The sequence below is a fragment of the Zobellella iuensis genome, assembly GCF_016746085.1.
Classification (GTDB): Bacteria; Pseudomonadota; Gammaproteobacteria; order Enterobacterales; family Aeromonadaceae; genus Oceanimonas; species Oceanimonas iuensis.
The window spans coordinates 66,069-90,540 of sequence record NZ_JAERTZ010000026.1; the positions used below are offsets into that span (position 1 = coordinate 66,069).

General features: G+C 66.2%; 24 protein-coding genes and 1 pseudogene. 12 read left to right on the forward strand and 13 right to left on the reverse strand.

Annotated elements, in window-relative coordinates:
* Positions 1 to 11 precede the first annotated feature (11 nt).
* Complete coding sequence (locus JKV55_RS14290) at positions 12 to 215, forward strand: hypothetical protein (protein ID WP_202087096.1); 204 nt, start codon at positions 12 to 14, stop codon at positions 213 to 215.
* Between the two features lie 410 nt (positions 216 to 625).
* On the opposite strand, the gene JKV55_RS14295 is transcribed toward JKV55_RS14290, so the two are convergent.
* Entirely contained in the window at positions 626 to 1,531 is a 906-nt protein-coding gene (locus tag JKV55_RS14295; RefSeq protein ID WP_202087098.1) for a LysR substrate-binding domain-containing protein, read from the reverse strand.
* A 244-nt stretch (positions 1,532 to 1,775) separates the two neighbouring features.
* On the opposite strand from JKV55_RS14295, the gene trhO reads away from it, so the two are divergent.
* Both trhO and JKV55_RS14305 read left to right on the forward strand, forming a co-directional pair.
* Positions 1,776 to 2,759: an oxygen-dependent tRNA uridine(34) hydroxylase TrhO gene (trhO, locus tag JKV55_RS14300; RefSeq protein ID WP_202087100.1), complete on the forward strand. Its 984-nt coding sequence runs from the start codon at positions 1,776 to 1,778 to the stop codon at positions 2,757 to 2,759.
* Positions 2,760 to 3,092: 333 nt separating this feature from the next.
* The gene (locus tag JKV55_RS14305) at positions 3,093 to 3,977 is read left to right on the forward strand and encodes an EamA family transporter (RefSeq protein WP_202087102.1); all 885 of its coding nucleotides are present in this window, start codon (positions 3,093 to 3,095) and stop codon (positions 3,975 to 3,977) included.
* Positions 3,978 to 4,535: 558 nt separating this feature from the next.
* Here the strand turns inward: JKV55_RS14305 and JKV55_RS14310 are convergent.
* The 3 genes from JKV55_RS14310 to JKV55_RS14320 are packed head-to-tail and all read right to left on the reverse strand — an operon-like array spanning position 4,536 to position 6,446.
* The gene (locus tag JKV55_RS14310) at positions 4,536 to 5,402 is read right to left on the reverse strand and encodes an oxygenase MpaB family protein (RefSeq protein ID WP_202087103.1); all 867 of its coding nucleotides are present in this window, start codon (positions 5,400 to 5,402) and stop codon (positions 4,536 to 4,538) included.
* A 7-nt stretch (positions 5,403 to 5,409) separates the two neighbouring features.
* Positions 5,410 to 6,300 carry an EamA family transporter RarD gene (gene rarD / locus JKV55_RS14315; RefSeq protein ID WP_202087105.1) on the reverse strand — a complete coding sequence of 297 codons (891 nt, stop codon included), beginning with the start codon at positions 6,298 to 6,300 and terminating at the stop codon, positions 5,410 to 5,412.
* Complete coding sequence (locus tag JKV55_RS14320) at positions 6,297 to 6,446, reverse strand: hypothetical protein (RefSeq protein WP_202087107.1); 150 nt, start codon at positions 6,444 to 6,446, stop codon at positions 6,297 to 6,299. Before JKV55_RS14320 ends, rarD begins: the two co-directional genes overlap by 4 nt.
* A 140-nt stretch (positions 6,447 to 6,586) precedes the next feature.
* On the opposite strand from JKV55_RS14320, the gene JKV55_RS14325 reads away from it, so the two are divergent.
* The gene (locus tag JKV55_RS14325; protein WP_202087108.1) at positions 6,587 to 7,438 is read left to right on the forward strand and encodes a hypothetical protein; all 852 of its coding nucleotides are present in this window, start codon (positions 6,587 to 6,589) and stop codon (positions 7,436 to 7,438) included.
* A gap of 7 nt (positions 7,439 to 7,445) precedes the next feature.
* On the opposite strand, the gene JKV55_RS14330 is transcribed toward JKV55_RS14325, so the two are convergent.
* The 5 genes from JKV55_RS14330 to JKV55_RS14350 form a co-directional block, all read right to left on the reverse strand.
* The gene (locus tag JKV55_RS14330) at positions 7,446 to 8,156 is read right to left on the reverse strand and encodes a GNAT family N-acetyltransferase (protein ID WP_202087109.1); all 711 of its coding nucleotides are present in this window, start codon (positions 8,154 to 8,156) and stop codon (positions 7,446 to 7,448) included.
* Positions 8,157 to 8,159: 3 nt separating this feature from the next.
* Positions 8,160 to 8,600 carry a DMT family transporter gene (locus JKV55_RS14335; RefSeq protein ID WP_202087110.1) on the reverse strand — a complete coding sequence of 147 codons (441 nt, stop codon included), beginning with the start codon at positions 8,598 to 8,600 and terminating at the stop codon, positions 8,160 to 8,162.
* Positions 8,601 to 8,602: 2 nt separating this feature from the next.
* Positions 8,603 to 9,229, reverse strand: a complete 627-nt coding sequence (locus JKV55_RS14340; protein WP_202087111.1) for an NAD(P)H-dependent oxidoreductase — start codon at positions 9,227 to 9,229, stop codon at positions 8,603 to 8,605.
* Positions 9,230 to 9,310: 81 nt separating this feature from the next.
* A complete protein-coding gene (locus JKV55_RS14345) occupies positions 9,311 to 9,922 on the reverse strand; it encodes a Crp/Fnr family transcriptional regulator (protein ID WP_202087112.1) in 612 nt (203 codons plus the stop codon).
* Between the two features lie 142 nt (positions 9,923 to 10,064).
* Positions 10,065 to 10,820, reverse strand: coding sequence for a UTRA domain-containing protein (locus tag JKV55_RS14350; protein ID WP_202087114.1), 756 nt, complete (start codon positions 10,818 to 10,820; stop codon positions 10,065 to 10,067).
* A 184-nt stretch (positions 10,821 to 11,004) separates the two neighbouring features.
* Between JKV55_RS14350 and JKV55_RS14355 the strand changes: the two genes are divergently transcribed.
* The 7 genes from JKV55_RS14355 to JKV55_RS14385 all read left to right on the forward strand — a co-directional run bounded on the left by JKV55_RS14355 (position 11,005) and on the right by JKV55_RS14385 (position 18,562).
* Positions 11,005 to 12,051, forward strand: coding sequence for an ABC transporter substrate-binding protein (locus JKV55_RS14355; protein WP_202087118.1), 1,047 nt, complete (start codon positions 11,005 to 11,007; stop codon positions 12,049 to 12,051).
* Between the two features lie 2 nt (positions 12,052 to 12,053).
* Positions 12,054 to 12,857, forward strand: a complete 804-nt coding sequence (locus JKV55_RS14360; RefSeq protein WP_202087120.1) for an alkaline phosphatase family protein — start codon at positions 12,054 to 12,056, stop codon at positions 12,855 to 12,857.
* A gap of 173 nt (positions 12,858 to 13,030) precedes the next feature.
* Entirely contained in the window at positions 13,031 to 13,840 is an 810-nt protein-coding gene (locus JKV55_RS14365) for an ABC transporter permease (RefSeq protein ID WP_202087896.1), read from the forward strand.
* Positions 13,833 to 14,615: an ABC transporter permease gene (locus JKV55_RS14370; RefSeq protein WP_202087122.1), complete on the forward strand. Its 783-nt coding sequence runs from the start codon at positions 13,833 to 13,835 to the stop codon at positions 14,613 to 14,615. The genes JKV55_RS14365 and JKV55_RS14370 overlap by 8 nt, the downstream gene beginning before the upstream one ends.
* Entirely contained in the window at positions 14,615 to 15,631 is a 1,017-nt protein-coding gene (locus JKV55_RS14375) for an ABC transporter ATP-binding protein (protein WP_202087124.1), read from the forward strand. The genes JKV55_RS14370 and JKV55_RS14375 overlap by 1 nt, the downstream gene beginning before the upstream one ends.
* Positions 15,631 to 16,284, forward strand: a complete 654-nt coding sequence (locus JKV55_RS14380; RefSeq protein WP_202087126.1) for an HAD family hydrolase — start codon at positions 15,631 to 15,633, stop codon at positions 16,282 to 16,284. The genes JKV55_RS14375 and JKV55_RS14380 overlap by 1 nt, the downstream gene beginning before the upstream one ends.
* 502 nt (positions 16,285 to 16,786) lie before the next feature.
* A complete protein-coding gene (locus JKV55_RS14385; RefSeq protein WP_202087134.1) occupies positions 16,787 to 18,562 on the forward strand; it encodes a bifunctional diguanylate cyclase/phosphodiesterase in 1,776 nt (591 codons plus the stop codon).
* A gap of 25 nt (positions 18,563 to 18,587) precedes the next feature.
* Here JKV55_RS14385 and yiaY read toward each other — a convergent pair whose 3' ends face one another.
* Complete coding sequence (yiaY, locus tag JKV55_RS14390; protein ID WP_202087137.1) at positions 18,588 to 19,739, reverse strand: L-threonine dehydrogenase; 1,152 nt, start codon at positions 19,737 to 19,739, stop codon at positions 18,588 to 18,590.
* Positions 19,740 to 19,861: 122 nt separating this feature from the next.
* Positions 19,862 to 21,379, reverse strand: a complete 1,518-nt coding sequence (gene exaC / locus JKV55_RS14395; protein WP_202087138.1) for an acetaldehyde dehydrogenase ExaC — start codon at positions 21,377 to 21,379, stop codon at positions 19,862 to 19,864.
* Positions 21,380 to 21,618: 239 nt separating this feature from the next.
* Between exaC and JKV55_RS14400 the strand changes: the two genes are divergently transcribed.
* On the forward strand, positions 21,619 to 23,343 hold the full coding sequence (locus JKV55_RS14400; protein ID WP_202087139.1) for a sigma-54-dependent Fis family transcriptional regulator: 1,725 nt from the start codon (positions 21,619 to 21,621) through the stop codon (positions 23,341 to 23,343).
* Here the strand turns inward: JKV55_RS14400 and JKV55_RS20290 are convergent.
* Together JKV55_RS20290 and JKV55_RS20295 are read right to left on the reverse strand one after the other, a co-directional pair.
* On the reverse strand, positions 23,340 to 23,714 hold the full coding sequence (locus tag JKV55_RS20290) for a CZB domain-containing protein (protein WP_439654914.1): 375 nt from the start codon (positions 23,712 to 23,714) through the stop codon (positions 23,340 to 23,342). The genes JKV55_RS14400 and JKV55_RS20290 overlap by 4 nt on opposite strands.
* Positions 23,715 to 23,747: 33 nt before the next feature.
* A pseudogene (locus JKV55_RS20295) lies at positions 23,748 to 24,053 on the reverse strand (methyl-accepting chemotaxis protein); the annotation flags it as partial.
* Positions 24,054 to 24,472: the final 419 nt, after the last annotated feature.

A 24,472-nucleotide genomic window follows, 5' to 3' on the forward strand; every position in this document is an offset into this window, starting at 1 on the left:
GAACCACCGCCATGAAAGAAAAGGATCTGCTGTTTTTCCAACCGTTGTGGCGGCGTATCGCCGTCACCCTGTTCTGCGCCCTCTGGGCCGGCTGGGAATGGCTCAGCGGCCAGCACCTGTGGGGCATCATCATCACCGGCGTTACCCTCTACTGCTACTGGACCCTGTTCCATACCTTCGAGCCCGCCAAACCGGACGCGGAAAAGCGGGACTAGAGCACCATATAGTTTAAAACTTAGGCAACGCTTTTCCCCCTTTGTCGGAGGCTCCGATGGCTTCTGACGAGGTGTAGTCTGTCGGCCAAAGGGCACAGCTCCTCCGGCACGCCGTGGACCCATCCATGGGGGCTCCGCCGCGCCCTCCCTGGCGCGGAGGGCCGGCGGAGCAGTCCCCCTTGTCCTCCCTATCGCACCGCAGCTGCCTGCTGGCACTCCCCTCAGACGGCGCCGGAGCTTGAAAGAGGCAACAGGGATGGCCTCCGCCGACCGTCACCTGCCAGGGATGGCAGGTGCGAGCCTACAGGGACGTACTTGCGGCGTGTCGGCGGAGGTGGCCCTGTTGACTCTCTCCACGTTGCAACAGACAACAAATAGCTGATTGGTCGATTTTTAAACTGAGCGGTGCTCTAGCCATTTTCCAGCAGCCAGCAGCGGAAGGTCTCCGCCGCCGTCGACAACGGCTTGTGCCTGTTGTGCACCAGGTAGTCGGCCCGGCCGGTGGCGTAACAGAAAGGGCCGACCCGGCGGAGCAGGCCTGCCTCCAGCTGTTCCCGCGCCATGAAATCCCAGCCCAGCCCTACCCCCATGCCCTGCAGCACGCCGTTGAACGCCAGGGTCACCTGGTTGAAGCTCGGAACATTGGCCGGTGGCCGGTAGTCCACCCCGAAATGGCGGAACCAGTCCGCCCAGTCGATGCAGTTCCAGGCCGAGGAGTCGAGCTGGATCAACGGCAGCTCCCGCAGTCCGGCGACGTCGGCCGGCTCGTCCAGCACCAGCTCCCGGCTGCAGATGGGGTAAACCCGTTCCTCGAACAAGGGCTCCGCCCGCAGCGAGGGCCAGTTGCCGTCGCCGTAGAGAATGCCCAGATCGCACTCGTCCAGGCTGTATTCATTGATGTCGTTGGTGGAGTTGACGTGCACCGCCAGCCCGGGACACGCCTTGTTGAATTCCACCAGCCGCGGAAACAGCCAGTAGTGGGCCACCGCATGGGTGCACACCAGGGTCAGGCTGCTGGTGTTGTGTGCGGCCCGCAGCCGCTCGACGCTGCGCTGCAGCTGCTGCAACAGCGGCGTGAGTTCACCGAACAGCGCCATCCCGGCCCGGGTCAGGGTGATGCCCCTGGGCTGGCGTTCGAACAGGGCCAGCCCCAGGCTGCTTTCCAGTACCTTGATCTGCTTGCTCACCGCACTCTGGGTCAGGCACAGCTCGGCGGCGGCCCGGGTAAAGCTGCCGTGGCGGGCCACCGCCTCGAAAAACAGCAGGCTGTCGAGGGGCGGCAGGGTTTTAAAGGGACGGTACATCTTGGCCTCCATGGCACGGGCTCCTGCGCCCACCTTAGCACTGGGGCATTCCGCCAGGGAATGCACCCATGCATATTTCTCCTTAAATTCAATAGGCAGTTACGCTCGCCATGGCCGACCACAAGGCATAAGGGAGCCAGCGGCCGACGGCATACGGGTGCAGAGCACCGGATAAATTTGCTATGATCCCCGCCCTGTTGCGCCCCGGGCGCGAAATCACCGTTCAAGCAGCGCACGGCCGGCGCTGGAGGAAAGCATGTCTCAGTTTGTTGTGTGTGCCCTGTATAAATTCGTTACCCTGGAACGCCACGAGGCGTTGCGCGAGCCGCTGCTTGCCCTGCTGGAAGCCGAACAGATCCGCGGCACCCTGCTGCTGGCGGCCGAGGGCATCAACGGCACCGTGGCCGGCTCCCGCGCCGCCATCGACCGGCTCAAGGGCTGGTTCGACACCGATCCGCGCTTTGCCGGCATCGACTACAAGGAATCCCTGAGCGAAGAACAGCCCTTCTACCGCACCAAGGTCAAGCTGAAGAAGGAAATCGTGACCCTGGGTGTCGAGGGCATAGATCCCAAGCGGGTGGTGGGCACCTATGTGGAGCCCAAGGACTGGAACGCGCTGATTTCCGACCCGGAGGTGCTGTTGATCGACACCCGCAACGACTACGAGGTGGAGATCGGCACCTTCAGGGGCGCCGTCAATCCCCATACCGAGAGCTTTCGCGAGTTTCCCGACTACGTGAAAAACAACCTGGACCCGGCCCGGCACAAGAAGGTGGCCATGTTCTGCACCGGCGGCATCCGCTGCGAGAAGAGCACCGCCTACCTCAAGGAGCAGGGCTTCGACGAGGTCTATCACCTGCACGGCGGCATCCTCAAGTACCTGGAGGAAGTGCCGGAGCAAGACTCCCTGTGGCAGGGCGAGTGCTTCGTGTTCGACAACAGGGTGACGGTGGATCACCAGTTGCAGCCGGGCCATTACCAGCTGTGCTCCGCCTGCCGGGCACCGCTGGCCCCCGAAGACCTGCAAAGCCCCCACTATGAGCACGGCGTCAGTTGCCCCCATTGCCACGACCGGCAGACCCCGGAGCAGCGCCGCCGTTACGCCGAGCGCGAGCACCAGCTGCAACTGGCAAACGCACGGGGCGAGGCCCATATCGGCAGCGACGCGGTCAAGGCCGCCGAACGGCACCGGGCGGAAAAACTGGCCCGCAAGCAAGAGCAGCAGACCCGCAAGGGCTGAGTGCTGCGGTACTTTTCCTCAGGCGATAGACAACCGACGAGCTGGGCCAGACAGACAACCCCCGGCCCCAAACAGGCGGTCAAAGGGAACGGCTCTGCCGACCGTCATATGCCATGGATGGCATGTGCGAGCCGACATGGGGCGAGCTTGCCTCGCCGTGACGAGCCGTTTTCGTCTGACCGAACATCCAGTGAATGTTCGCAGCAGACGGAAAGGGCGAGTGTCATCTATTGCGGCGTGTCGGCAGAGCTGGCCCTTTGGCCGACTTGCCTGGAAGGTCAGGACATTGTCAATAAACAAAAGAATCAGAAATCACTAAATCAGAGCCCATTGATGTTGTGGATCCCCTTTACCCTGTTTGCCGCCCTGATGCAGGCCTGGCGCAATGCCTTCCAGAAACAGCTGAGCCAGGAGACCGGCGCCACCGCCGTGACCCTGGCGCGCTTTGTGCTGGCCGGACCCATCGCCGCCCTCTACCTGTGGCTGCTCTACCGCTGGCAGCCCCAGCAGCCGCTGCCCGATATCAGCCTCCCTTTCGCCACCTACATAGTGGCGGCGGCCCTTAGCCAGATCCTGGCCACCGCCCTGATGGTGCGGCTGTTCCAACTGCGCAACTACGCGGTGGGCGTGGGGCTGGCCAAGAGCGAGGCGATACTGGCGGCGGCCCTGGGGGTGTTCTTCTTCAGCGCCCCGCTCACGCCCCTGGGCTGGCTGGGAGTGCTGATCGGCGGTCTGGCGGTGTGGCTGTTGAGCGGCCTGCGCCGGGCTGTGGGCGGCCCCGTCCCGCCGGCCACCCTGCTGATGGGCCTGGGCAGCGGCCTGGCCTTCGCCCTCACCTCGCTGTGGGTGCGGGAAGCCAGCCTGGTGCTGGGTCTGCCCTTTCCCTTCGGCGCCGCCTGGGTACTGCTGCTGGTGATCTCCCTGCAGACCCTGGTGCTGCTGCTCTGGCTGGGGCTCAAGGATCCCGCCGGCCTCACCGCCCTCTGGCGCCGGCCGGGGCTGACCTTGCTGATCAGCCTCAGCAGTTGCCTGGGCTCCATCGGCTGGTTCAGCGCCATGAGCCTGGAAAGCGTGGCCCTGGTCAAGACCCTGGGCCAGATAGAGGTGCTGTTCACCCTGATGATCTCGGCCTGGTACTTCCGGGAGAAGCTGGGTCGCCAGGATCACTGGGGCCTGCTGCTTATCGTGCTGGCGGCCCTGTGCGTGATGTGGGCCTAGAGCACCATATAGTTTAAAACTTAGGCAACGCTTTACCCCTTTGTCGGAGGCGTCGATGGCTTCTGACGAGGTGCAGGCTGTCGGCCAAAGGGCACTCCTCCTCCGGCACGCCGTGAACCCGTCCCTGGGGGCTCCGCCGCGCCCTCCCTGGCGCGGAGGGCCGGCGGAGCAGTCCCCCTTGTCCTCCCTATCGCCCCCGCTGCCGCCTGTTGGCACCACCTTCAGACGGCGCCGGAACTTGGAAGAGGCAACAGGGATGGCCTCCGCCGACCGTCACCTGCCAGGGGGCGCGAAGCGCCTAGCACCGCCGCCAGCATCGCGAAGCGATGATACGGCGGTTTCCGCGACATCCGGCAGGTGCGAGCCTACAGGGGGCGAGCTTGCTCGCCGCGACGAGCTGTTTCGGCCTGACCGAACATCCAGTGAATGTTCGCAGCAGGCCGAAACAGCGAGTGTCATATTTTGCGGCGTGTCGGCGGAGGTGGCCCTGTTGACTCTTATCTACGTTGCAACAGACAACAAATAGCTGATTGGCCGATTTTTAAACTGATCGGTGCTCTAGCGGCCCATGCGCCGGCGTGCCCGGTGGGAGGCGCCGTTGCGTACCGCCCAACGCAGCACCAGGGCCAGGGCGTGCACGCCGAGGCGCACGCCGCGTCGCTCCAGCCCGCCCAACTGCCGGCCGCTCATCACCAGCGCCCAGGGCGGCAGCAGATCCATGCCCGCCTTCATCAAGAGCCCCACCAGGGGCCGGGCCGCCGGACTGGGCGCGGGTGCGGCCAGCAGCAGCCGGAAGATCTCCTTGGTGCGCTCATCGAACACCAGCTCAGGAAGCATCCGTTGCAGGTACTGGTCGATATCATGCCGGCTTTTGGGCACCCCGGCGGCCCCCAGCGCCTCGGCCACCCGGGCGGCCTCGGCGAAATAGCGGTCCTGCCCGGCCAGGCTCAGGCCGGGATTGCAGTAGCGCAGGTGGGCCGCCATAAAGCAGCTCACCTCCGCCACGTGCACCCAGGTGAGCAGGGCCGGATCGTCCGCCGCATAGGGCCGGCCGTCCGCCGCCACCCCCGTCACCCGGCGGTGGATGCCCTTCACCCGGGCAATCAGCCGCTCGGCGTCGGCCCGGGGCGCGAAGGTGGTGGCGGCGATAAACTGGCTGGTGCGGCGCAGCCGGCCCGGCATGTCCTCCCGGAAGCGGGAGTGTTCCCAGACCCCGGCCAGGGCCAGCGGATGCAGCATCTGCAGCATCAGGGCGCCGATACCGCCGCACAGCATGGCGGTAAAGTCGCCGTGCACCCGCCAGATCACCGACTCCGGGCCGAACAGGCCGGGATCCCCCCTGGGGTGCTCGTAATCAATGTCACCCAGCGCCAGCCCGGTCACTCCCATCACCTGGCGCTCGATGCGTTGTCGCAGCACTTCCATCCCGCCCCTACCTGAAAGGATAACGCTTGAAGGTCCACAATCGTTTGACCCCTTCCAGCACCAAAAGACCCACCGCCATCCAGATGGCGACATAGGTGGCCCACTGGCCGGGGGCGATGCGCTCGCCCAGCAGCAGGGACACCAGCACCAGCAACACCGGCTCCACATAGCCGAGCAGGCCGAACAGCACCAGGGGCAGGCGCCGGCTGGCCAGGATATAGCAGATCAGGGCCAGGGCGCTGACCAGCCCCAGGCCCAGCACCAGCCAGGGCAAGACGGGTCTTTCGGTGAAGGGCGCCAGGGGCGCCCCGGCGGCAAACAGGAAGCCGCAGGCCAGGGGCAGCAGCAACGCCATGTCGAGCCAGAGCCCGCCCAGGTTGTCGTTGCCCAGGAAGCGGCGCCAGACGAAATACAGCGGATAGCCAACGGCCACCACCAGGGTTTCCCAGGAGATGCCGCCGGCGCGCCACAGCTCGTTGGCCACCCCGGCGGCGGCGCAGGCCACCGCCAGCCATTGCAGCCGGCTCGGCCGTTCCTGGTAGAGGAAGCGGCCGACCAGCACCAGCGCCAGCGGCATCATAAAATAGCCGAGCGACACCGGCAGCCCCCGGCCGTTGAGCGGCGCCCACATAAACAGCCACAGCTGTACCCCTACCAGGGCGGACGACAGCGGCAGGCCCAGCCACAGCAGCGGCCGTCGCCTCAGCTGGCCGAGCAGGCCGGTCACCAGCCGCCAGTCCCCGCTCAGCAGCAGGAAGAGGCCCATGCAGGGCAGGGTCAGCAGCATGCGCCAGCCGAAAATCTGCTCGCCGTCGAGCGGCCACAGCAGGCTGGCGTAGTAATACAGCACCGCGAACAACAGCGACGAAAATACCGACAGCGCAACACCCCTGGTCACTCTGGTTTCCCCTGCTTCATTGTTATTATCGGATCGGCCGGCAGCTTAACAGCTTTGCGCACAAAGATTGAGCTGGCATTAAAAATAAAACCAGCGCCCGCCACCACCGGGCTCAAAGATAACAGCAGATACTGCTGCTCGCCCATACTCCTTTATGCTAACCAACCGCCGCCGCCCGGCCATGGGCGGCGGCGACGCCGGAATACCGGAAACCGACCCGCCCGGGCTTGTGCCCTTCCCGGCAAAACCGCTATAACAACAGCTCGCTGACCAACAAGGAAACACCATGCGCCTGCTCTCCCTCGCCCTGCTCACCTGCTGGCTGGCCGGTTGCGCCCTCGCCCAGGGCGAGCGGCTCGACCTCCTGCCCCTGGCCGATCTCTCGCCGCGGCTGGCGGAAAGCTCGGGCCTGGCCGCCTGGCAGGGCGGCCTGCTCAGCCACAACGACAGCGGCAACGCCGCCGAGCTGTTCAGGCTGGAAACCGATGGCACCATCACCCGGGTGTGGCCGGTGCCGGCCCCCAACCACGACTGGGAAGACATCGCGGTGCACGGCGGCCATATCTACCTCGCCGATATCGGCAACAACGGCGGTCGCCGCCGGGATCTGGCGGTATACCGGCTGCAACTGGCGGAAGATGCGCTGCAACTGCAAAAGCGCCTGCCGGTGGCCTACGCCGAGCAGAGCAACTTCCAGCCGCCCCGCCACCAGCACAACTTCGACGCCGAGGCCCTGGCCTGGGTGGAGGGCGAGCTGTGGCTGCTGACCAAGCGCTGGCTGGACGAAGAAAGCGCCCTCTACAAACTGTCGGCGGAAGGGAGCGAGGCGCCGCTGGTGGAGCGGCAGCGGCTGGCCACCGCCATGCTGGTGACCGGCGCCGAGTACGACGCCGCCAGCCGGACCCTGCTGCTGCTGGGCTACAGCCGCAACTGGCTGGACAGGCGCGCCTTTCTGTGGTTCTACCCGGTGCGGGAAGGCCGGGTAGAAGAGGCGCAAGGGCGGCGCTGGCAACTGAGCGAGGGCGGCCAGTTCGAGGGCGTCACCCTGGGCGAGGACGGCTTTATCTACCTGAGCCGGGAAGGCGGCGGCACCAACCTGTTCCGCAGCCGCCTCCCCCTGGCCGAGCTGCTGCCCTGAATCCCGCTCAGCCGCGCCTATAGCTGCTGAACGAAAAGCGGGGAACGAAGCCCAACCGCCGATAGAGCCCCTCCCCGGCGGCGGAAGCCTGCAGGGTCAGGTAACGGGCTCCCTGCTCCCGGGCCAGGGCCATCAGCTGCAACATCAGCTCATGGGCGATGCCCTGGCCCCGGTGCTCCGGCACCACCCCGACCTGGTGAATCCCCACCACCTCCCCGGTGTGGAACAACAGCGCCGTGGCCACCGGGCCGCCCTCCCGGCTTGCCAACAGCAAGCAGGCCCCGTCCGCCCCGAGCAGGCGACGGACGGTCGCCGTCGCCACCTCGTAGCCGAAGGCCCGGCCACACAGCGCCGCCCAGCACTCCGCCTGGGCAGGCGTCAGCACCCGGCTCAACCGCAAGCCGCCTTCCGGCCTACTTCCCTCGCCGTCCACGGCCAAATGCATGGCCCTTTGCTCCAGCACCAGGCCGAAGCCCTGGCTTGTCAGCGCCCGCTCCAGCGCCGAGCCGGCGGTCCAGACCGGCACCATGGCCCTCGGCGGCAGCCGGGCCAGTTCATGGCCCTTGAGCTCCGGTTGATGGTCCCAATCGAACCAGAAACGGTGCGGCCAGCCCCGGCTGGCCTGCAGGCCAGCCATGCCGCCGGGCTCGGAACCCATGGCCCGCCACAGGGCGGTCAGGTTGTCGATATTGGCCTTGTCCAACTGCGTATCATTCATGCTTTACTCCCGGTTTATCAGGATGACCCCCGCCACCAACGCCACCGCCCCGAGCAGCTTCAGCGGGGTGAGCGGCCGCACCGGCAGCTCGAACCAGCCGTAGTGGCTGACGAGCAGCGCCAACGCCAACTGGCCGGTCAGGGCGAAGGACATCATGGGTCCCACCCCCATGCGCGGGATCAGAAAATAGAACAGGCCCACCCCCAGGGCGCTCAGGACACCGCCGAACCAGAGGTGGCCCGGCACCGCCTGTAGGGTATCCGGCCCCGGCCAGCTTCGCGGCAGGGCCAGGCTGGCCAGCAGGGATACCCCGGCCGCCACCCCGAAGGCGATGGTGGAGCCCAGCAGCACATGGCGCAGCTGGACCCCGAGCTGGGCATTGAGGCCGGCCTGCACCGCGATGGCGGCGCCCGCCAGCAGGGCCAGTACCGGTAACAGGCTCATGGTCAGTACCGCCGCACCAGTTCGTCGTAGGCCAGGCGCACCTTCGCCAGCCCGGCCTGCGCGTCCTCAGGGTGGCGATAACCCAGGGTACAGATGGCGGTGGTGGCCAGCCCCTGCTCCGCCAGCCCCAGTTCCCGGTCGTAGCCGGCCGGATTTATGCCGGTCATGGGACAGCTGTCGATGCCCAGCAGGGCGGCGCCGGCGAGCAGGGTACCGAGGGCGATATAGGCCTGCTGGTGGGCCCATTCCCGCCGCGCCCCCGGGGACAGGGCGGCCAGGAAACTCAGGTAGTGATCGGACATGGCCGACAGCGCGGCGGCGTCGGCCCCGCGCACCTCGGCCAGCCGCGCCAGGTAGCGGGACACCAACCGCTCATCCGGCCCCACATCGGCGGCCAGCACCAGCAGGTGCGGCGCCTCCACCACCTTGTGCTGTCCCATGGAGTGGGCCAGCAGGCGCTGGCGCAGGGCCGGCGACTCCACCAGCAGCAGCCGGTAGGGCTGCAGGCCAAAGGCCGAGGCGCTGAGTCCGGTGGCCTCCAGCAGCTGGCGCAAAAGCGCCGGTGCCACCGGCTCCGGTGCGAACCGCTTGACCGAATAACGCCATTGCAGGGCGCTGATAATGTTCATTCGACTGACTCCCGACAGGCAGGCGAACCCCGATGGCCGCCCGGTGTCCGCCAGCATAGGGGGAGCCGGAGCCGGCTTCCTTTACATAGGTTGAGTGCCCTCGATTTTTTTGCGGATGCGGCTGAGCTGGGTGGGCGTGATGCCCAGGTGGGAGGCGATATGGTACAGAGGCAGGCGCCCGGCCAGGGCCGGAAAGTCGCGCAGAAAGCGCAGGTAGCGTTCAGCCGCCTCCTCCTGCACCAGTTCTATCTCGCGGGCGTCCTTGTCCAGCAGCCAGTGATGCTCCAGGTAGTGGATCTGGAACAGGGCGAGATCGTGGTGCCGGTGCAGCAAACGGCGGAAACTCGCGAATGAGATGTCGATAACCACCGCCGCTTCCAGCGCCTCCAGGGTCACCCGCGACGGCTCACCGCGCAGCAGGGCGGTCATGGCTCCGGGAAAGCGTCCTTCCTCGAAGAAGGCCTTGTTGTACTCGTTGCCTTTCTCGTCGAGCACGAAGGCCCGGAACAGGCCCCGGTAGACAAAGGAGAAGGAGGTCGGCGTTTCGCCGGCCCGGCACAGCAGCTCATGCCTGCGCAGCTCCCGGTAGTTGCAGGCGGTGTGCAGCGCCGCCCAGCTCTGGTCGCCGAGCGGGTGATAACGGTCCAGGGTCCGGCGCAAGGCGGCGAAGGCCTCTGTCTTCAAGGGGGTCAAACGGCATGCTCCTGGCGGGCCGGCCTGTTGGTCACGAGTAAGACAGTGTGCGGTGACCGCGGAGCAGAGGCAATCCCTGCTCCCTCTTTCAAGCCCTCCGGCACCGGATCGGCTATCCAGCCCGGGGCTAACCCGCCCGGAGCTATCCCGCCGAGCGCAGCGGCACACTCAGGGACGACGGACACTCGTCGCTGTCGATACGGATGCGCACCGCGTCGTGGCGCCAGATTTCCCGGTCGCAGTCGAGCGGCCGGCCGAACTGATCGTAGTTGATGCGGGTCACCGCCAGCACCGGGCTGCCCGGGGCCAGGTTGAGCACCCGGGCCGCCTCGCCCCGGACCGCGGTGGGACAGATGTCGAAACGGGAGCGGCCGTACTCCAGCCCGTATTCGCGCCGGTAGAGCTCGGTCAGGGACTGGCTCAGATCCTGGCGCTCTATGCCCGGAAACAGATGTGGCCGCAGGAAATGGGTCACATGGAGCACCACCCGGTCGTCGATGCGCCGGGCCCGGCGGATGCAAAACAGCGGGCTGAGCGGCGCCAGCTCCAGCTCGGCCACCAGCTCGGAAGACGCCACCACCACCTCGGCGCCCAGCACCCGGGTCTCGGCCCGGCGGCGCTGGGACTCCACCAGGGCGTGGAAGTGGGAGCGGCTGGCCGGGTTGTAGACCAGGCGCGGGCGCGACACGAACCAGCCGCGCCGCTCCTCCCGGTAGATGAGCCCCTCGGCCTCCAGCATGGACAGGGCGTCCTTGAGGGTGATGCGGGTGGTATCGAACAACGCGGCCAGCTCCCGCTCGGCGGGCAGCTTGGCCCCGGACGGGAGGGCGCCGGCCGCCATCTGGCGGCGCAGGGTCTCGGTGATATGGGCAATCTGGGTGTTGGGAAGCGGCTCCATGACGATGGCCTAGTCCAGCAGACAAGAGCGCCAGTATCGGCCCCCGCCATGACAGCCTTATGACAGAAAAACGGAGAAAACATCATCAAAACGGCACCGAATTGCCATGAAACTGTCGCTTCTCTGTCACATTGACCTCCTAGCATGAGTCCCGAACCTGACCTAGTCCAGAGGATTGGAACTCATGAAACATCTGTTTACCGCAAGTCTGCTTACCCTGGCCCTGAGCACCACCGCCCAGGCCACCGACATCAGCGAGCTGGAAGCCAAGGCCCGGGCCGAGGGCCGGCTCAACAGCGTGGGCATGCCCGACTCCTGGGCCAACTGGAAGGATACCTGGCGGGATCTGACCGAGCAGTACGGCATCCGCCACCAGGACACCGACATGAGCTCGGCCCAGGAGATCGCCAAGTTCGCCGCCGAGAAGGACAACGCCACCGCCGACATCGGCGACGTGGGCGCCGCCTTCGGCCCCATCGCGGTGCAGCAGGGCGTAACCCAGCCCTACAAACCCAGCACCTGGAGCGAGATCCCGGACTGGGCCAAGGACGAGGACGGCCACTGGATGCTGGGCTACACCGGCACCATCGCCTTTATCGTCAACAAGGAGCTGGTGACCAAGGCCCCCGCCTCCTGGGCCGAACTGCGCCAGGGCGATTACCGGGTGGCCCTGGGGGACGTGGGCGTGGCGGCCCAGGCCAACAGCGCCGTGCTGGCCGCCGCCTTCGCCCTGGGCGGGGACGAGTCCAACCTGGCGCCGGCCCTGAATCTGTTCGCCGAGCTGGCCAAACAGGGCCGGCTGTCGCCGGTGGACTTGAACATCGCCAACCTGGAAAAGGGCGAAATCGAGCTGGCGGTGATGTGGGACTTCAACGCCCTCAACTACCGTGACCAGATAGACCGCGACCGCTTCACCGTGGTGATCCCGAGCGACGGCTCGCTGATCTCCGGCTATGCCACCATCATCAACAAGTACGCCAAACACCCCAACGCCGCCAAGCTGGCGCGGGAATACATACTGAGCGACGCCGGCCAGATCAACCTGGCCCGGGGCTACGCCCGCCCCATCCGCACCAATGTAACCCTGCCCGAGGACGTGCAGGCCAAGCTGCTGCCCAACGCCATGTACGCCAAGGCCCGCCCCATCGCCGACTTCGACGCCTGGGAGCAGACCACCCGCACCCTGTCCCGGCTGTGGCAGTCCGAGGTGCTGCTGCACCAGAAGGGCTGAACATGAACAAGGTCATACTGGTCCTTGTCGACGGTCTGGCCCATGAGGTCGCCCAGCACAGCCTGGGCTACCTGCTGGCCATGAGCGAAGCCGGGCGGGCCACCGGCTACAAACTGCAGTGCGAGCTGCCGGCGGTGTCCCGCCCCCTGTACGAGACCATACTCACCGGCACCCGCCCCGTGGATCACGGCGTGGTGCACAACCAGGTGGTGCGGCCAAGCCGCGAGCAGAGCATCTTCACCCTGGCCCGCGCCGCCGGTCTGACCACGGCGGCCGCCGCCTACCACTGGCTGAGCGAGCTGTACAACCGCACGCCCTACCAGGCGGTGCGGGACCGCTTCACCCAGGACGAGCGCCTGGCCATCCAGTACGGGATCTTCTACCACAGGGACGACTACCCGGACTGCCACCTGCTGCTGGACGCGGAATGGCTGCGCCGGCGCTTCGATCCGCACTTTTTGCTGATCCACCCGATGAACGTGGACGACGCCGGCCACCAGCACGGCCTGGACTCCGCCCAGTACCGCAACAGCGCCCGCCGCCTCGACCTCTGGCTGGCGGACTACCTGCCGGGCTGGCTGGAAGAAGGCTACCAGGTGCTGGTGACCAGCGACCACGGCATGAACCGGGACCACAGCCACAGCGGCACCCTGCCCGAAGAGCGGGAAGTGCCGCTGTTCGTGCTGGGCACCGCCTTCAGCCACGACCGCCACGCCCGCCCCCGCCAGCTCGAGCTGTGCGGCACCCTCGCCAGCCTGCTGGGGCTTGCGCACGACAAGCCTGTCTGCGGAGAGTTATTGAAATGAATGAACAACCTCTACTCAGTGCTGACGACGGTGCAGACCGGCATCAGCTAAGCCGACCGTCGGCGCCAGGGATGGCGGCGTTCGAGCCTCCAGGGAGGGATTTACGGCGAGTCGGCGTGCTGAGCCGGTCGGCACCGACCTCGCCAGCCAAACCCGCTTCCTGGCACCGCTTTATGCCGCTCGCCCTGGGGCTGCCCTTCGCCCTGGCGTTCGGCCTGTTCCAGCTCGCGCCCATGGCCTGGGTGCTGATCCACAGCTTCCAGGCCGGCGGCGACTGGAGCCTGGCCAACTTCGGCCAGATCCTGGGCTCCCCCTATTACCGCCAGTCCTTCGCCAACAGCCTGGATCTGGCGCTCTGGTCCAGCCTGTTCGGGCTGGCCATCGCCCTGGCGGGCACGGCGGCCCTGCGGCAGGTGCCCGGCCGGCTGCAGGACGCCGTGGTGGCCTTCACCACCATGGCCAGCAACTTCTCCGGCGTGCCCCTGGCCTTCGCCTTTATCGTGCTGCTGGGCATGAACGGCGCCGCCACCCTGCTGCTGCAGGAGCTGGGCCTGGTCGAGGGGTTCCACCTCTACTCCCGGGCCGGACTTATCCTGCTCTACACCTACTTCCAGATCCCGCTGGCGGTGCTGCTGCTCTACCCGGCCTTCGACGCCATCAAGGCCGACTGGCGCGAGGCCGCCGCCCTGCTCGGCGCCGGCCCGCTGCACTACTGGCTCAGGGTGGCGCTGCCGGTGCTGAGCCCGGCCCTGCTCGGCACCTTTATCATACTGCTGGCCAACGCCCTCGGCGCCTACGCCAGCACCTATGCGCTGATGACCAGCAACTACAACCTGGTCACCATCCAGATAGCCGGCCTGGTGGCGGGGGACATCTTCCTCGAGCCAGAACTGGCGGCGGCCCTGTCGCTGCTGCTGATGGGGCTGTTGTTGCTGGTCACCGCCGTCAACCAATGGCTGATCGCCCGGAGTCGCTATGAATAAGATTCCCCTGTCCGCCCGGCTCACGGTCTGGACCCTGGTGGCGCTGCTCGCCACCCCCATCCTCATCACCCTGGTGTATTCCCTCTCCGCCCAGTGGGGCGCGCAGATCCTGCCCCGGGGCTTTACCCTGGACTGGTACCAGACGCTCTGGTCCGACGGCCGCTTCCTCGCCGCCTTCGGCCGCTCCCTGCTGGTGTGCGCCGCCGCCCTGGCATTGAGCCTGGCGTTGATCCTGCCCACCCTGTTCGTGGTGTTCTACCATTTTCCCCGGCTCAAGGGGCTGATGAACCTGCTGGTGCTGCTGCCCTTCGCGGTGCCGCCCGTGGTGTCCTCGGTGGGCCTGCTGCAGCTTTACGCCGGCGGCCCCCTGCCCCTGGTGGGCTCGCCCTGGATACTGGTGTTCTGCTATTTCGCCCTCGCCCTGCCCTTTATGTACCGGGCCCTGGCCAACAACCTGGAGGCGGTGAACCTGACGGATCTGATGGACGCCGCCCACCTGCTGGGGGCCGGCACCGCCCGCGCCTTTTTGCAGGTGGTGCTGCCCAACATCAGGAATGGCCTGCTCAGCGCCCTGTTCCTGGCCTTTTCCTTTTTGTTCGGTGAGTTCGTGTTCGCCAACATGCTGGTGGGCACCCGCTTCGAGACCCTACAGGTCTACCTGTACAGCCAACGCACCAACAGCGGCCACTTTACCAGCGCCATGGTGATGTCCTATTTCCTCTTTATCGGCGCCGCCACCTGGCTGGCCCTGCGCCTGCAATCCCGGAGAGCCTGATGTTTTATCTGGAAGTTGCCCACCTCGCCAAATCCTTCGGCGACACCCCCGTGTTCAGAGATATCAGCTTCGATATCCGCCAGGGCGAGTTCATCACCCTGCTCGGTCCCTCGGGCTGCGGCAAGTCCACCCTGCTGCGCAGCCTGGCGGGGCTGGTGCCTCCCGACACCGGCCAGATCCGGGTGGCGGGGGAAGACATCACCTGGCTCAAACCCCAGCGGCGGGGCATCGGCATGGTGTTCCAGAGCTACGCCCTCTTCCCCAACCTGACGGTGGCCGGCAATATCGCCTTCGGGCTGCGCATGCAGAAACTGGACAGGGGCGAGATCGCCCGCCGGGTGGAGGAAGCGGTGGAGCTGGTAGGCCTGACCGGCCGCGAGCACCACCATCCGGCCCGGCTTTCCGGCGGCCAGCGCCAGCGGGTGGCCCTGGCGCGGGCGCTGGTGGTACGTCCGCGCATCCTGCTGCTGGACGAGCCGCTCTCCGCCCTGGATGCCCCCATTCGCAAACGGCTGCGCGAGCAGATCCGCGCCATCCAGCAGCAGCTCGGGCTGACCACCGTCTTCGTCACCCACGATCAGGAAGAGGCGCTGACCCTGTCGGATCGCATCTTCGTGATGAACCAGGGCAGCATAGTGCAGGCCGACACCGCCGAGGCGGTCTATACCCGCCCGGCCAGCGACTTCGTGGCCGGCTTTATGGGCAGCTACAACCTGCTCTCGCCCGAGCAGGCCAGGGCCTTGCTCGGGCTCGAGATCGACGGCAAACTGGCCATCCGCCCCGAGTCCATCTACCTGCGTGAACCCGGGCGGGACTACGGCCCGGCCATGACGGCCCCGATACCGGCACGGATAGCGCAGCACCAGCTGCTCGGCAACGTGGTCCGCTACCGGGTACAGACGGTGGGCGGCGAACTCATGGTGGACCGGCTCAACCGCGGCGCCCGCACCCTGTTGCCGGCGGGCCGGCAGGTGGAGCTGCTGTTCGACACCGCAGAACTGAACGAGGTGGCCTGATGACCCTGGCGATTTTCGACCTGGACGAGACCCTGATTGCCGGCGATTCCGCCAGCCTGTGGCTGGAATTCCTGGTGCGGCGCAAGCTGGCGCCGGCGGCCATACTGGAGCAGGAGCGCGCCCTGATGAGCGCCTACTACCAGGGCCGGATGGACATGGACGCCTATATGGCGCTGACCCTGTCCCCCATCCGCCACTGGCAGCCGGCGGATCTGACCCCGCTGGTGGAGGAATTCATCGAGCAGGACATCACGCCCCTGGTCTACCCCGAGGCCCGGGACCGGCTGGCCTGGCACCGACGCCTGGGCCACGAGCTGCTGATCATCTCCGCCACCGGCGAGCACCTGGTCAAACCCATCGCCCGCGCCTTGAGCGTGAACCACGCCATCGGTATCCAACTGGAATGTTGCGAGGGCATCTACAACGGCCGCACCCGCGGGGTGTACAGCTACCATGAGGGCAAAATCACCCGGCTGCAGGAGTGGCTGGCCGAACAGCGACTGGCCCCCGCCCTGACCTACGGCTACAGCGACTCGCTCAACGATCTGCCGCTGCTGGAATACGTGGACAGGGCCACGGTGATCAACGGCGGCGACCACCTGGCCCGGCTCGCCGCCGAACGAGGCTGGACGAATCTGCACTGGCGGCTGTAAGCCTGCCTATTTAGTTAATCACCCGTTTCCGCTGTCTTTTGATGAGGTGTGAACCGTCAGACAAAGGGCACTACTCCGCCGACACGCTATGAATACCTCCATGTACGCTCTCTGTTTCATCCCTGAAACAGAAGGTCGGCCAAGCAGCACCCTTTGTCCTCCTTTACGCTAAGGCAGCGCCTTTAGGTATTACCATCACCCAGCGCAGCGGTCAGGGAGAGGCAACAGGGAGCGCCTCCGCCGACCGTGAAATGCCAGGGATGGCATTTCCGAGCCCCCATGGATGGGTTTATGGCGTGTCGGCGGAGGTGGCCCTGCTGCTTCTTCGCCTCGCGAGATCAGGCAACCGGATGCATGAGTTTGTCCCATCATGCGGGCGGACCGCCGATACTCCGCCTTGAAAACAATATCCAGTGGGAGCTAAACAGCACCCTTTTGTCATCCCATCTTCATATTGCCGCCATACACTGCCGCCCATTGTTACGGTATATGGTGCCCCCCCATGACGGTGTTGACCTGCTTGAGCGATTCCCTCGCCTCCCTGATAGCCCAGCGCGGGCTGCGACCCCTGTTCCAGCCCATCATGGATACCCGCCAGGGGCGGGTGCTCGGCCATGAGGCGCTGATCCGCGGCCCTGCCGGGCACCGGCTGGAGTTCCCGGGCGCCCTGTTCGGCGAGGCCAAGCAGACCGGGCTGCTGTCCGAGCTGGACCTGGCCTGCCGGGAAGCGGCCATGCAGGCCTATTGCCAGCGGCGGATGGACGGCCTGCTGTTCATCAACGTCAACCCCAATGCGTTGCTCGACAAACAACACCCCCGGGGCTGTACCCAACGCCTGGCCCGGGAGCTGGATCTTCCGGCGGAGCGCGTCGTGATCGAGCTGTCGGAGCAGTACCCCATCCAGGATACGGAAGGGCTCAAGGCCGCGGTCAATCGTTATCGGGAGCTGGGTTTCCGGATCGCCATCGATGATCTGGGTGCCGGCTACTCCGGACTCAAGCTCTGGTCCGAGGTGAAGCCCGACTATGTGAAAATAGACCGCTACTTTATCCAGGACATCCACCAGGATCCGATCAAGCGGGAATTCGTGCAGAGCATCATCACCCTGGCCCGGGGCATGCAGTCCCGGGTGATCGCCGAAGGCATAGAGCGCCGGGAAGAACTGCAACAGCTGCAGGGCATGGGCATCCATTACTGCCAGGGCTACCTGCTGGGCCGCCCCCAGGCGGAGCCGGTGCACCACCTCAGCGGCCAGGAAGCGGGAGCGGGACGGACCGGCCTGCTCAGCCGGCACAAGGAAACCGTGGCCATGCTGGCCCGCCCCGGGGTGACCGTGGAGGTAGGCGAGAAGATCCACCGGGTGTTCGACACCCTGCTGGCCGACGGCAGGTTGCTCTCGCTGCCGGTGCTGGACCAGGGCGTGCCGGTCGGGCTGGTGCGGCGGGAAAAGATCATGGAGCTGTTCTCCGCCGCCTTCGGCCGGGCCCTGTACGCCAACAAGTGCATCCGCCACCTCATGGACAGCCCGGTGGTGGTGGACTGGCAGAGCTCGCTGGAGCAGGCCAGCCAGCTGCTGACCGACGACGACGATGCCTCGGCCCAGCAGCATTTTATCGTTACCCGCCAGGGCCGCTACTACGGCCTGGCCTCGGTGCGCGGCCTGCTGCGCAACATTACCGAGCAGCGGCTGCTGCACGCCCGCTACGCCAACCCGCTCACCCTGCTGCCGGGCAATGTGCCCATCTACCGGGAAATCGATGATGCCCTGCAACAGCAGCGTGACTTTCATGTGGCTTATTTCGACCTGAACCACTTCAAGCCCTACAACGATGTCTACGGCTACGCCCAGGGCGACCGGGTGATCCTCTGGGTGGCCCGCCTGCTGCAGGAAGTGATCGTCGGTGCCGGCCAGTTCCTCGGCCATGTGGGAGGCGACGACTTCGTGGCGGTGTTCGATGAAGATTGTGACTGGCGCCCCCTGTGCGAGCGGATACTGCGCCGCTTCGACGAGGAGATCCCCCGCTTCTACCATGCCCGGGACCGGCTGCGCCAGGGCATCGAGGCCCATGCCCGTAACGGCGAGCTCCGCCACTATCCCCTGCTCGGTCTGGCCATCGGCGTGATCGCCCCGGACTCCCGGCGCTGCCACTCCCATTTCGATGTGGCGGCACTGGCCAGCGAGGCCAAGCACCAAGCCAAACAGCTGCCCCGCAGCCACTGCTTTTTCAGCACCAGGACGGCGCCGGCAGAGCACAGCCAAAAAAATACGGGCCCCTGATGGCAGGGGCCCGTCCGCAAGCGCCTCAGTAGGCGGCGCGGAAGATGGCGATCACTTCCTCATGGCTGGGTTGTATCGGGTTGGTCAGGCCGCAGGCGTCCTTCATGGCGTTGCCGGCCAGCACCGGGAAGTCCTCCTCCTTCACCCCGAGACCGGCCAGGCCGGCGGGAATGCCCACCTGCTCCGCCAGGGCCACTATGGCCTGGATGGCGCGGTCGGCACCTTCCTCATCGGTCAGGGTGTCCACGTCCTGGCCCAGGGCGGCGGCGATGTCCTTCAGCCGGGCGGCGGCGGCGCGGCTGTTGAAGCGCTGCACATGGGGCAGCAGTATGGCGTTGCAGACCCCGTGGGGCAGGTCGTAGAAGCCGCCCAGCTGGTGCGCCATGGCGTGCACATAGCCCAGCGAAGCATTGTTGAAGGCCATGCCCGCCAGCAACTGGGCGTAGGCCATCTGGTTGCGGGCCGCCATGTCGCTGCCGTCCGCCACCGCCCGGGCCAGGTTTTGGCTGATCAGGGTCACCGCCTTCAGCGCGCAGGCGTCGGTGATGGGGTTGGCGGCGGTGGACACATAGGCCTCCACCGCATGGGTGAGGGCATCCATGCCGGTGGCCGCGGTCAGCGACTTGGGCATCTTCTTCATCAGTTCGGGATCGTTGACCGACATGACGGGGGTGACGTGCTTGTCGACGATGGCCATCTTGATGTGGGTGTGCTCGTCGGTGATGATGCAGAAGCGGGTGATTTCCGAGGCGGTGCCGGCGGTGGTGTTGATGGCCACCAGCGGCAGTTGCGGCTTGGCGGACTTGTCCACCCCCTCGTAGTCGCGGATGTCGCCGCCGTTGCTGGCCACCAGGGCGATGGCCTTGGCGCAGTCGTGGGGCGAGCCGCCGCCGAGGGAGATCACCGAGTCGCAGCCCTTCTGCCGCAGCAGCTCGAGCCCCGCCTCCACGTTGCCGGTGGTGGGGTTGGCCTGTACCTGGTCGAAGATGCTGGCCTGGATATCCTGGGCCACCAGGGCCTGCTGCAGCTGGCCGGCATAGCCCAGCTCCACCAGCGGCTTGTCGGTGACGATCAGGGCGTGGCGGAATCCGGACTGGCTCAGTTTGGTGACCGCCTGTTCCACCGCACCGGCGCCGATCAGGTTGACGGAGGGCATATAAAAAGTAGCTGTAGTCATGATGCTTCCCTATGAGTTATTCCAGGTTGAGTGTGTGGCCGCCTCTCCCCTGCGACCGGATTAAAAACCGTGCTCTTGGAATGGGCACCGGCACCGCCGACCGACGGCGCCGGCGCTTGTTATCAGAAGAAACCGAGCGGGTTGCTGTCGTAGCTCACCAGCAGGTTCTTGGTCAGCTGGTAGTGATCCAGCATCATCTTGTGGGTTTCGCGGCCGATGCCGGACTTCTTGTAACCGCCGAAGGCGGCGTGGGCCGGATAGGCGTGGTAGCAGTTCATCCAGATGCGCCCAGCCTGGATGCCCCTGGCCATACGGTAGGCGCGGTTCACGTCCCGGGTCCAGACGCCGGCGCCCAGGCCGAACTCGGTGTCGTTGGCGATGGCCAGCGCTTCGGCCTCGTCCTTGAAGCGGGTCACCCCCACCGCCGGGCCGAAGATCTCCTCCTGGAACACCCGCATCTTGTTGTCGCCCTGGAAGATGGTGGGCTGGATATAGAAGCCGTTTTCCAGGCCGCTGATGCGGTTGGCCTGGCCGCCGAGCAGCATGCGCGCGCCTTCGTCCCGGCCGATCTGCATGTAGCTCAGGATCTTGTCGAACTGCTCTCTCGACGCCTGGGCGCCGACCTGGGTCTCGGTATCCAGCGGGTTGCCCTGCCTGATCTGGCGGCCGCGCACCAGCACCCGTTCCATAAAGTCGTCGAAGATGCTGTCCTGCACCAGGGCCCGGGACGGGCAGGTGCAGACCTCGCCCTGGTTGAAGAAGGTGAGCAGCATGCCCTCGATGCACTTGTCCACGAACTCCGGCTCGTAGCGCATCACGTCTTCGAAGAAGATGTTGGGCGACTTGCCGCCCAGCTCCACGGTGGAGGGGATCAGCCGCTCGGCCGCCGCCTTGAGGATATGGATGCCGACCGGGGTGGAGCCGGTAAAGGCCAGCTTGCTGATGCCCGGGTGGCGCAGTATGGCCTCGCCCGCTTCCCGGCCCAGGCCGTTGACCACGTTGATCACGCCGGGGGGCAGCAGGTCGCCGATCAGCTCCATCATCACCAGGATGGAGGCCGGGGTCTGCTCGGCGGGCTTGAGCACGGTGCAGCAGCCCGAGGCCAGCACCGGCGCCAGTTTCCAGGCCGCCATCAGCAATGGGAAGTTCCAGGGGATGATCTGCCCCACCACGCCCACCGGCTCGTGGAAGTGATAGGAGGCGGTGCTGGCGTCCAGCTCGGCGGCGGTGCCTTCCTGGGCGCGGATGGCGCCGGCGAAGTAGCGGAAGTGATCCACCACCAGCGGGATGTCGGCGGCCAGGGTTTCGCGCACCGCCTTGCCGTTGTCCCAGGTTTCCGCCACCGCCAGCAGCTCGCGGTTCTGCTCGATGCGATCGGCGATGCGCAGCATGATGTTGGCCCGCTCCGTCACCGACGTTTTGCTCCAGGTCGTGAAGGCCTGCTGGGCCGCCTGCACCGCCATATCGATGTCCTGGGCATCGGAGCGGGGCACCTCGCAGAACACGGCGCCGTTCACCGGCGAGACGTTGTCCATGTAGCGGCCGTTCACCGGCTCGCGCCACTGACCGCCGATAAAGTTCTGGTAGCGGGCCTTGAAGTTGACCACGGCTCCGGCTTGTCCTGGTTGCTGATAAATCATCACGGCTCTCCTTGCGGGTAATCTCGGTTGACGTTGACGCCAGTCGGCGTTTGCAAGAAGGTAAGTGCAAGGTCGGTGCCAGTTGTAGCAGATCAAGTAAACAAGGTTAAAAAGTCGTTACAATCAGGCCTTCGAAAGACTAACCTAAGGGAGTCCGCTCCCCGGTTGGCAAGCTGCCTTGTCCAGGGTCTGGACAGGGTGTTCAGTACAGGTGTTCAGTTTCTTAACAGGCAGGGACCATGACCATCAGCACAGTGCTTACGCAGCCCCAGGATCTGGCTTTACTCGAACGTTCATGGCAACGCAGCCGCGACTACGGCCTGCTCCGGGCCGGCCGCACCGATCCCCGTTGCCTGGCGCCCTCGGCCCTGAACCAGAAACAACAGCAGCACGAGTTGCTGCTGCGCTACCTGCGCCACAGCCTGCCGCTGTTCGAGCAATTGCAGCAGGGCCGCCACTGCCGGCTGATCTTCTCCGATGCCGAGGGCACCATCCTCTTTACCAGCGGCGATCCCCACTTCGGCAGCAGGGCCCAGAAGATGGCCCTGGCCAGCGGCGCCAGCTGGCATGAGCAGAGCATGGGCACCAACGCCATCGGCACCGCCCTGAGCGAGCAAAAGGAAGTCTGCATCCTGGGCAACCAGCATTTTCTGGCCGCCAACCAGGGCATCAGCTGCAGCGCCAGCCCGGTGCTGTCGCCGAGCGGCGAGCTGCTGGGGGTGATCGACATCTCCAGCGAGGCCGGCGAGCACTGCCAGGACATGCTGCTCACCGCCCGGTTGCTGGCCCTGTCGGTAGAGAACGCCCTGGTGATGAACCACAGCGACACCCACTGGATCCTGAGCCTGGCCCCGGATGCGGGCAGCCTGCAGCAACCCTGGTCCGGCATCATCGCCCTGCGGGAAGACGGCCAGTTGCTCGGCGCCAACCGCAGCGCCCGCCACTGGCTGCCGGAGCTGGACCTTCCCGCCATGCTGAGCGATCTGCGCCAGGGCGAACTCACCCCCGTCGGCTCGGGGCTGGCCCTGCTGAGCCGCCAGCCCGGGCGACGCCCGGCCTCCCGCCCCGCGCCGGCGGCGGGTGCCGGCCTGGAGGCCACCGCCCTTAAGCTGATGGCCCGCTGCATTCCGCTGCTGATCCAGGGCGAAACCGGCACCGGCAAGGATCACCTGGTGCGCCGCCTGCACCGGCAGAGCGACCGGGCCCGGGGGCCGCTGGTGGCGGTGAACTGCGGCGCCCTGCCCGCCGAGCTGCTCGAAGCCGAGCTGTTCGGCTACCTGCCCGGCGCCTTCACCGGCGGCAGCCGTCAGGGCCGCCCCGGCTATGTCCGCGCCGCCCAGGGCGGCATCCTGTTCCTGGACGAGATCGGCGAGCTGCCGCTGGCGGCCCAGACCCGGCTGCTGCGGGTATTGCAGGAAAAGGCGGTGACCCCGCTCGGCAGCCATGCCCCCGAGCCGGTGGACTTTCAGCTGGTGGCGGCCAGCCACCGGGATCTGGCCGCCATGGTGACGGAGGGCGGTTTTCGCCAGGATCTGTACTTTCGGATGAACGGCTTTTCGCTGCGCCTGCCGCCGCTGCGGGACTATAAACACGACGACTTCGTGCGGCTGGTGCAGCAGCTGCTGGCGGAGCTGGAGGAAGAGGTCACGCTGGACGAGGCCGCCCTGATGCGGCTCGGCGACTACAACTGGCCGGGCAATGTCCGCCAGCTGAAACAGGTGCTGGAAGTGGCGGCGGTGCTGGCCGACGGCGGCCGCATCACCCCGGCCCAGTTGCCCGAGTTGCCGAATTTCGAAGGGAATGCCAAGGCCGGCCCGGCCACGGGGGATTTAAAAGCCCATGGCGACAGATTGATAGCACAGACCCTGGACGAGTGCGGCGGCAACGTCAGCGCCGCCGCCCGCCGCCTGGGGTTGAGCCGCACCACCCTCTACGCCCGGCTCAAGGCGCTGAAGGGCAACTAAACCAGCACTTCCCGCTCCAGGGACGACAGGGCCCGCGCCACCTCCATGCTGGCGCTTTCCATCGCTTCCAGGCAGTCCAGCCCCTGTTGCTGGTTGCCGGCGGCAAAGGCCTGCAAGGCCCTGGCCCCCTCGCCGTGCACCCGCTTGTGGCTGGCCTCCAGGCTCTTGAACGCCTGCAGATGGCTGTACAGCCTGGCACCGCGCCCCTCGTAATACCATTTGCCCAGCCGGCACTCGGTATGGCTGCTCACGCCCTGGCCGAACTGGCGTTGCTCGATACGCTGATAGATATCGCTCTTCCATACCGCATGGTCCAGCTTCACCGCCTCCAGGAAGGCGGTGGCGGCGTTGCGCTGGATCACCAGCCGCATGCCCTCGGCGTGGGTCAGCACCTCGCGGGTGACTTCGTCGATCTGCTGGGCGGAGGCGGAAATCTCGTCGGTGCTCTCCAGCGACTGGCTGACCATGCTGTTGATGGCCTTGCTCTGTTCCAGCACCTGCTGCACCAGCTTGTTGATATTGCCGCTGGCCTCGTGGGCCTTGCCGGCCAGGGTGCGCACCTCGTCGGCCACCACCGCGAAACCCCGGCCCTGCTCGCCGGCCCGGGCCGCCTCGATGGCGGCGTTGAGCGCCAGCAGGTTGGTCTGCTCCGAGATTTCCTGGATCACCGACACGAAGTTGCTGATCTTGCCGGCGGTGTCGGTCAGCACCGCCGCGCTCTCGGCGCTGTGGCCCACCTCGCTGTTAATCGTCACCGAACGCTGCTTGAGCACATCGGTCGCCTGATAGGTGTGGGCAAAAACCCCTTCCATCTCGGTCAGCTTCTCCCGCTCATTCAGCAGGGCCTCGGCATTGGACACCATGCCCTCGCGAATGGCGGACAGCATGGCGGAGCCCTGCAGCACCACCTGTACCAGTCGATGGGCCAGCTGGTTTTCGGCCTTGAGTTCGCTCAGTTCGGCCTTGTAAGCCGACAGCTGGCTTTCCTTGGAAGACAGACGAGTTTCATAATCGGCAACCTGGGCCGCCAGTTGTTGCTCCAGTTGCTGTACCCGTTTTTTTACTTTGGTGCCGAACATGCTTAGCCTCTAAAAACCGCCGGATAGTCAGTCTATTAAGCACCACTTAG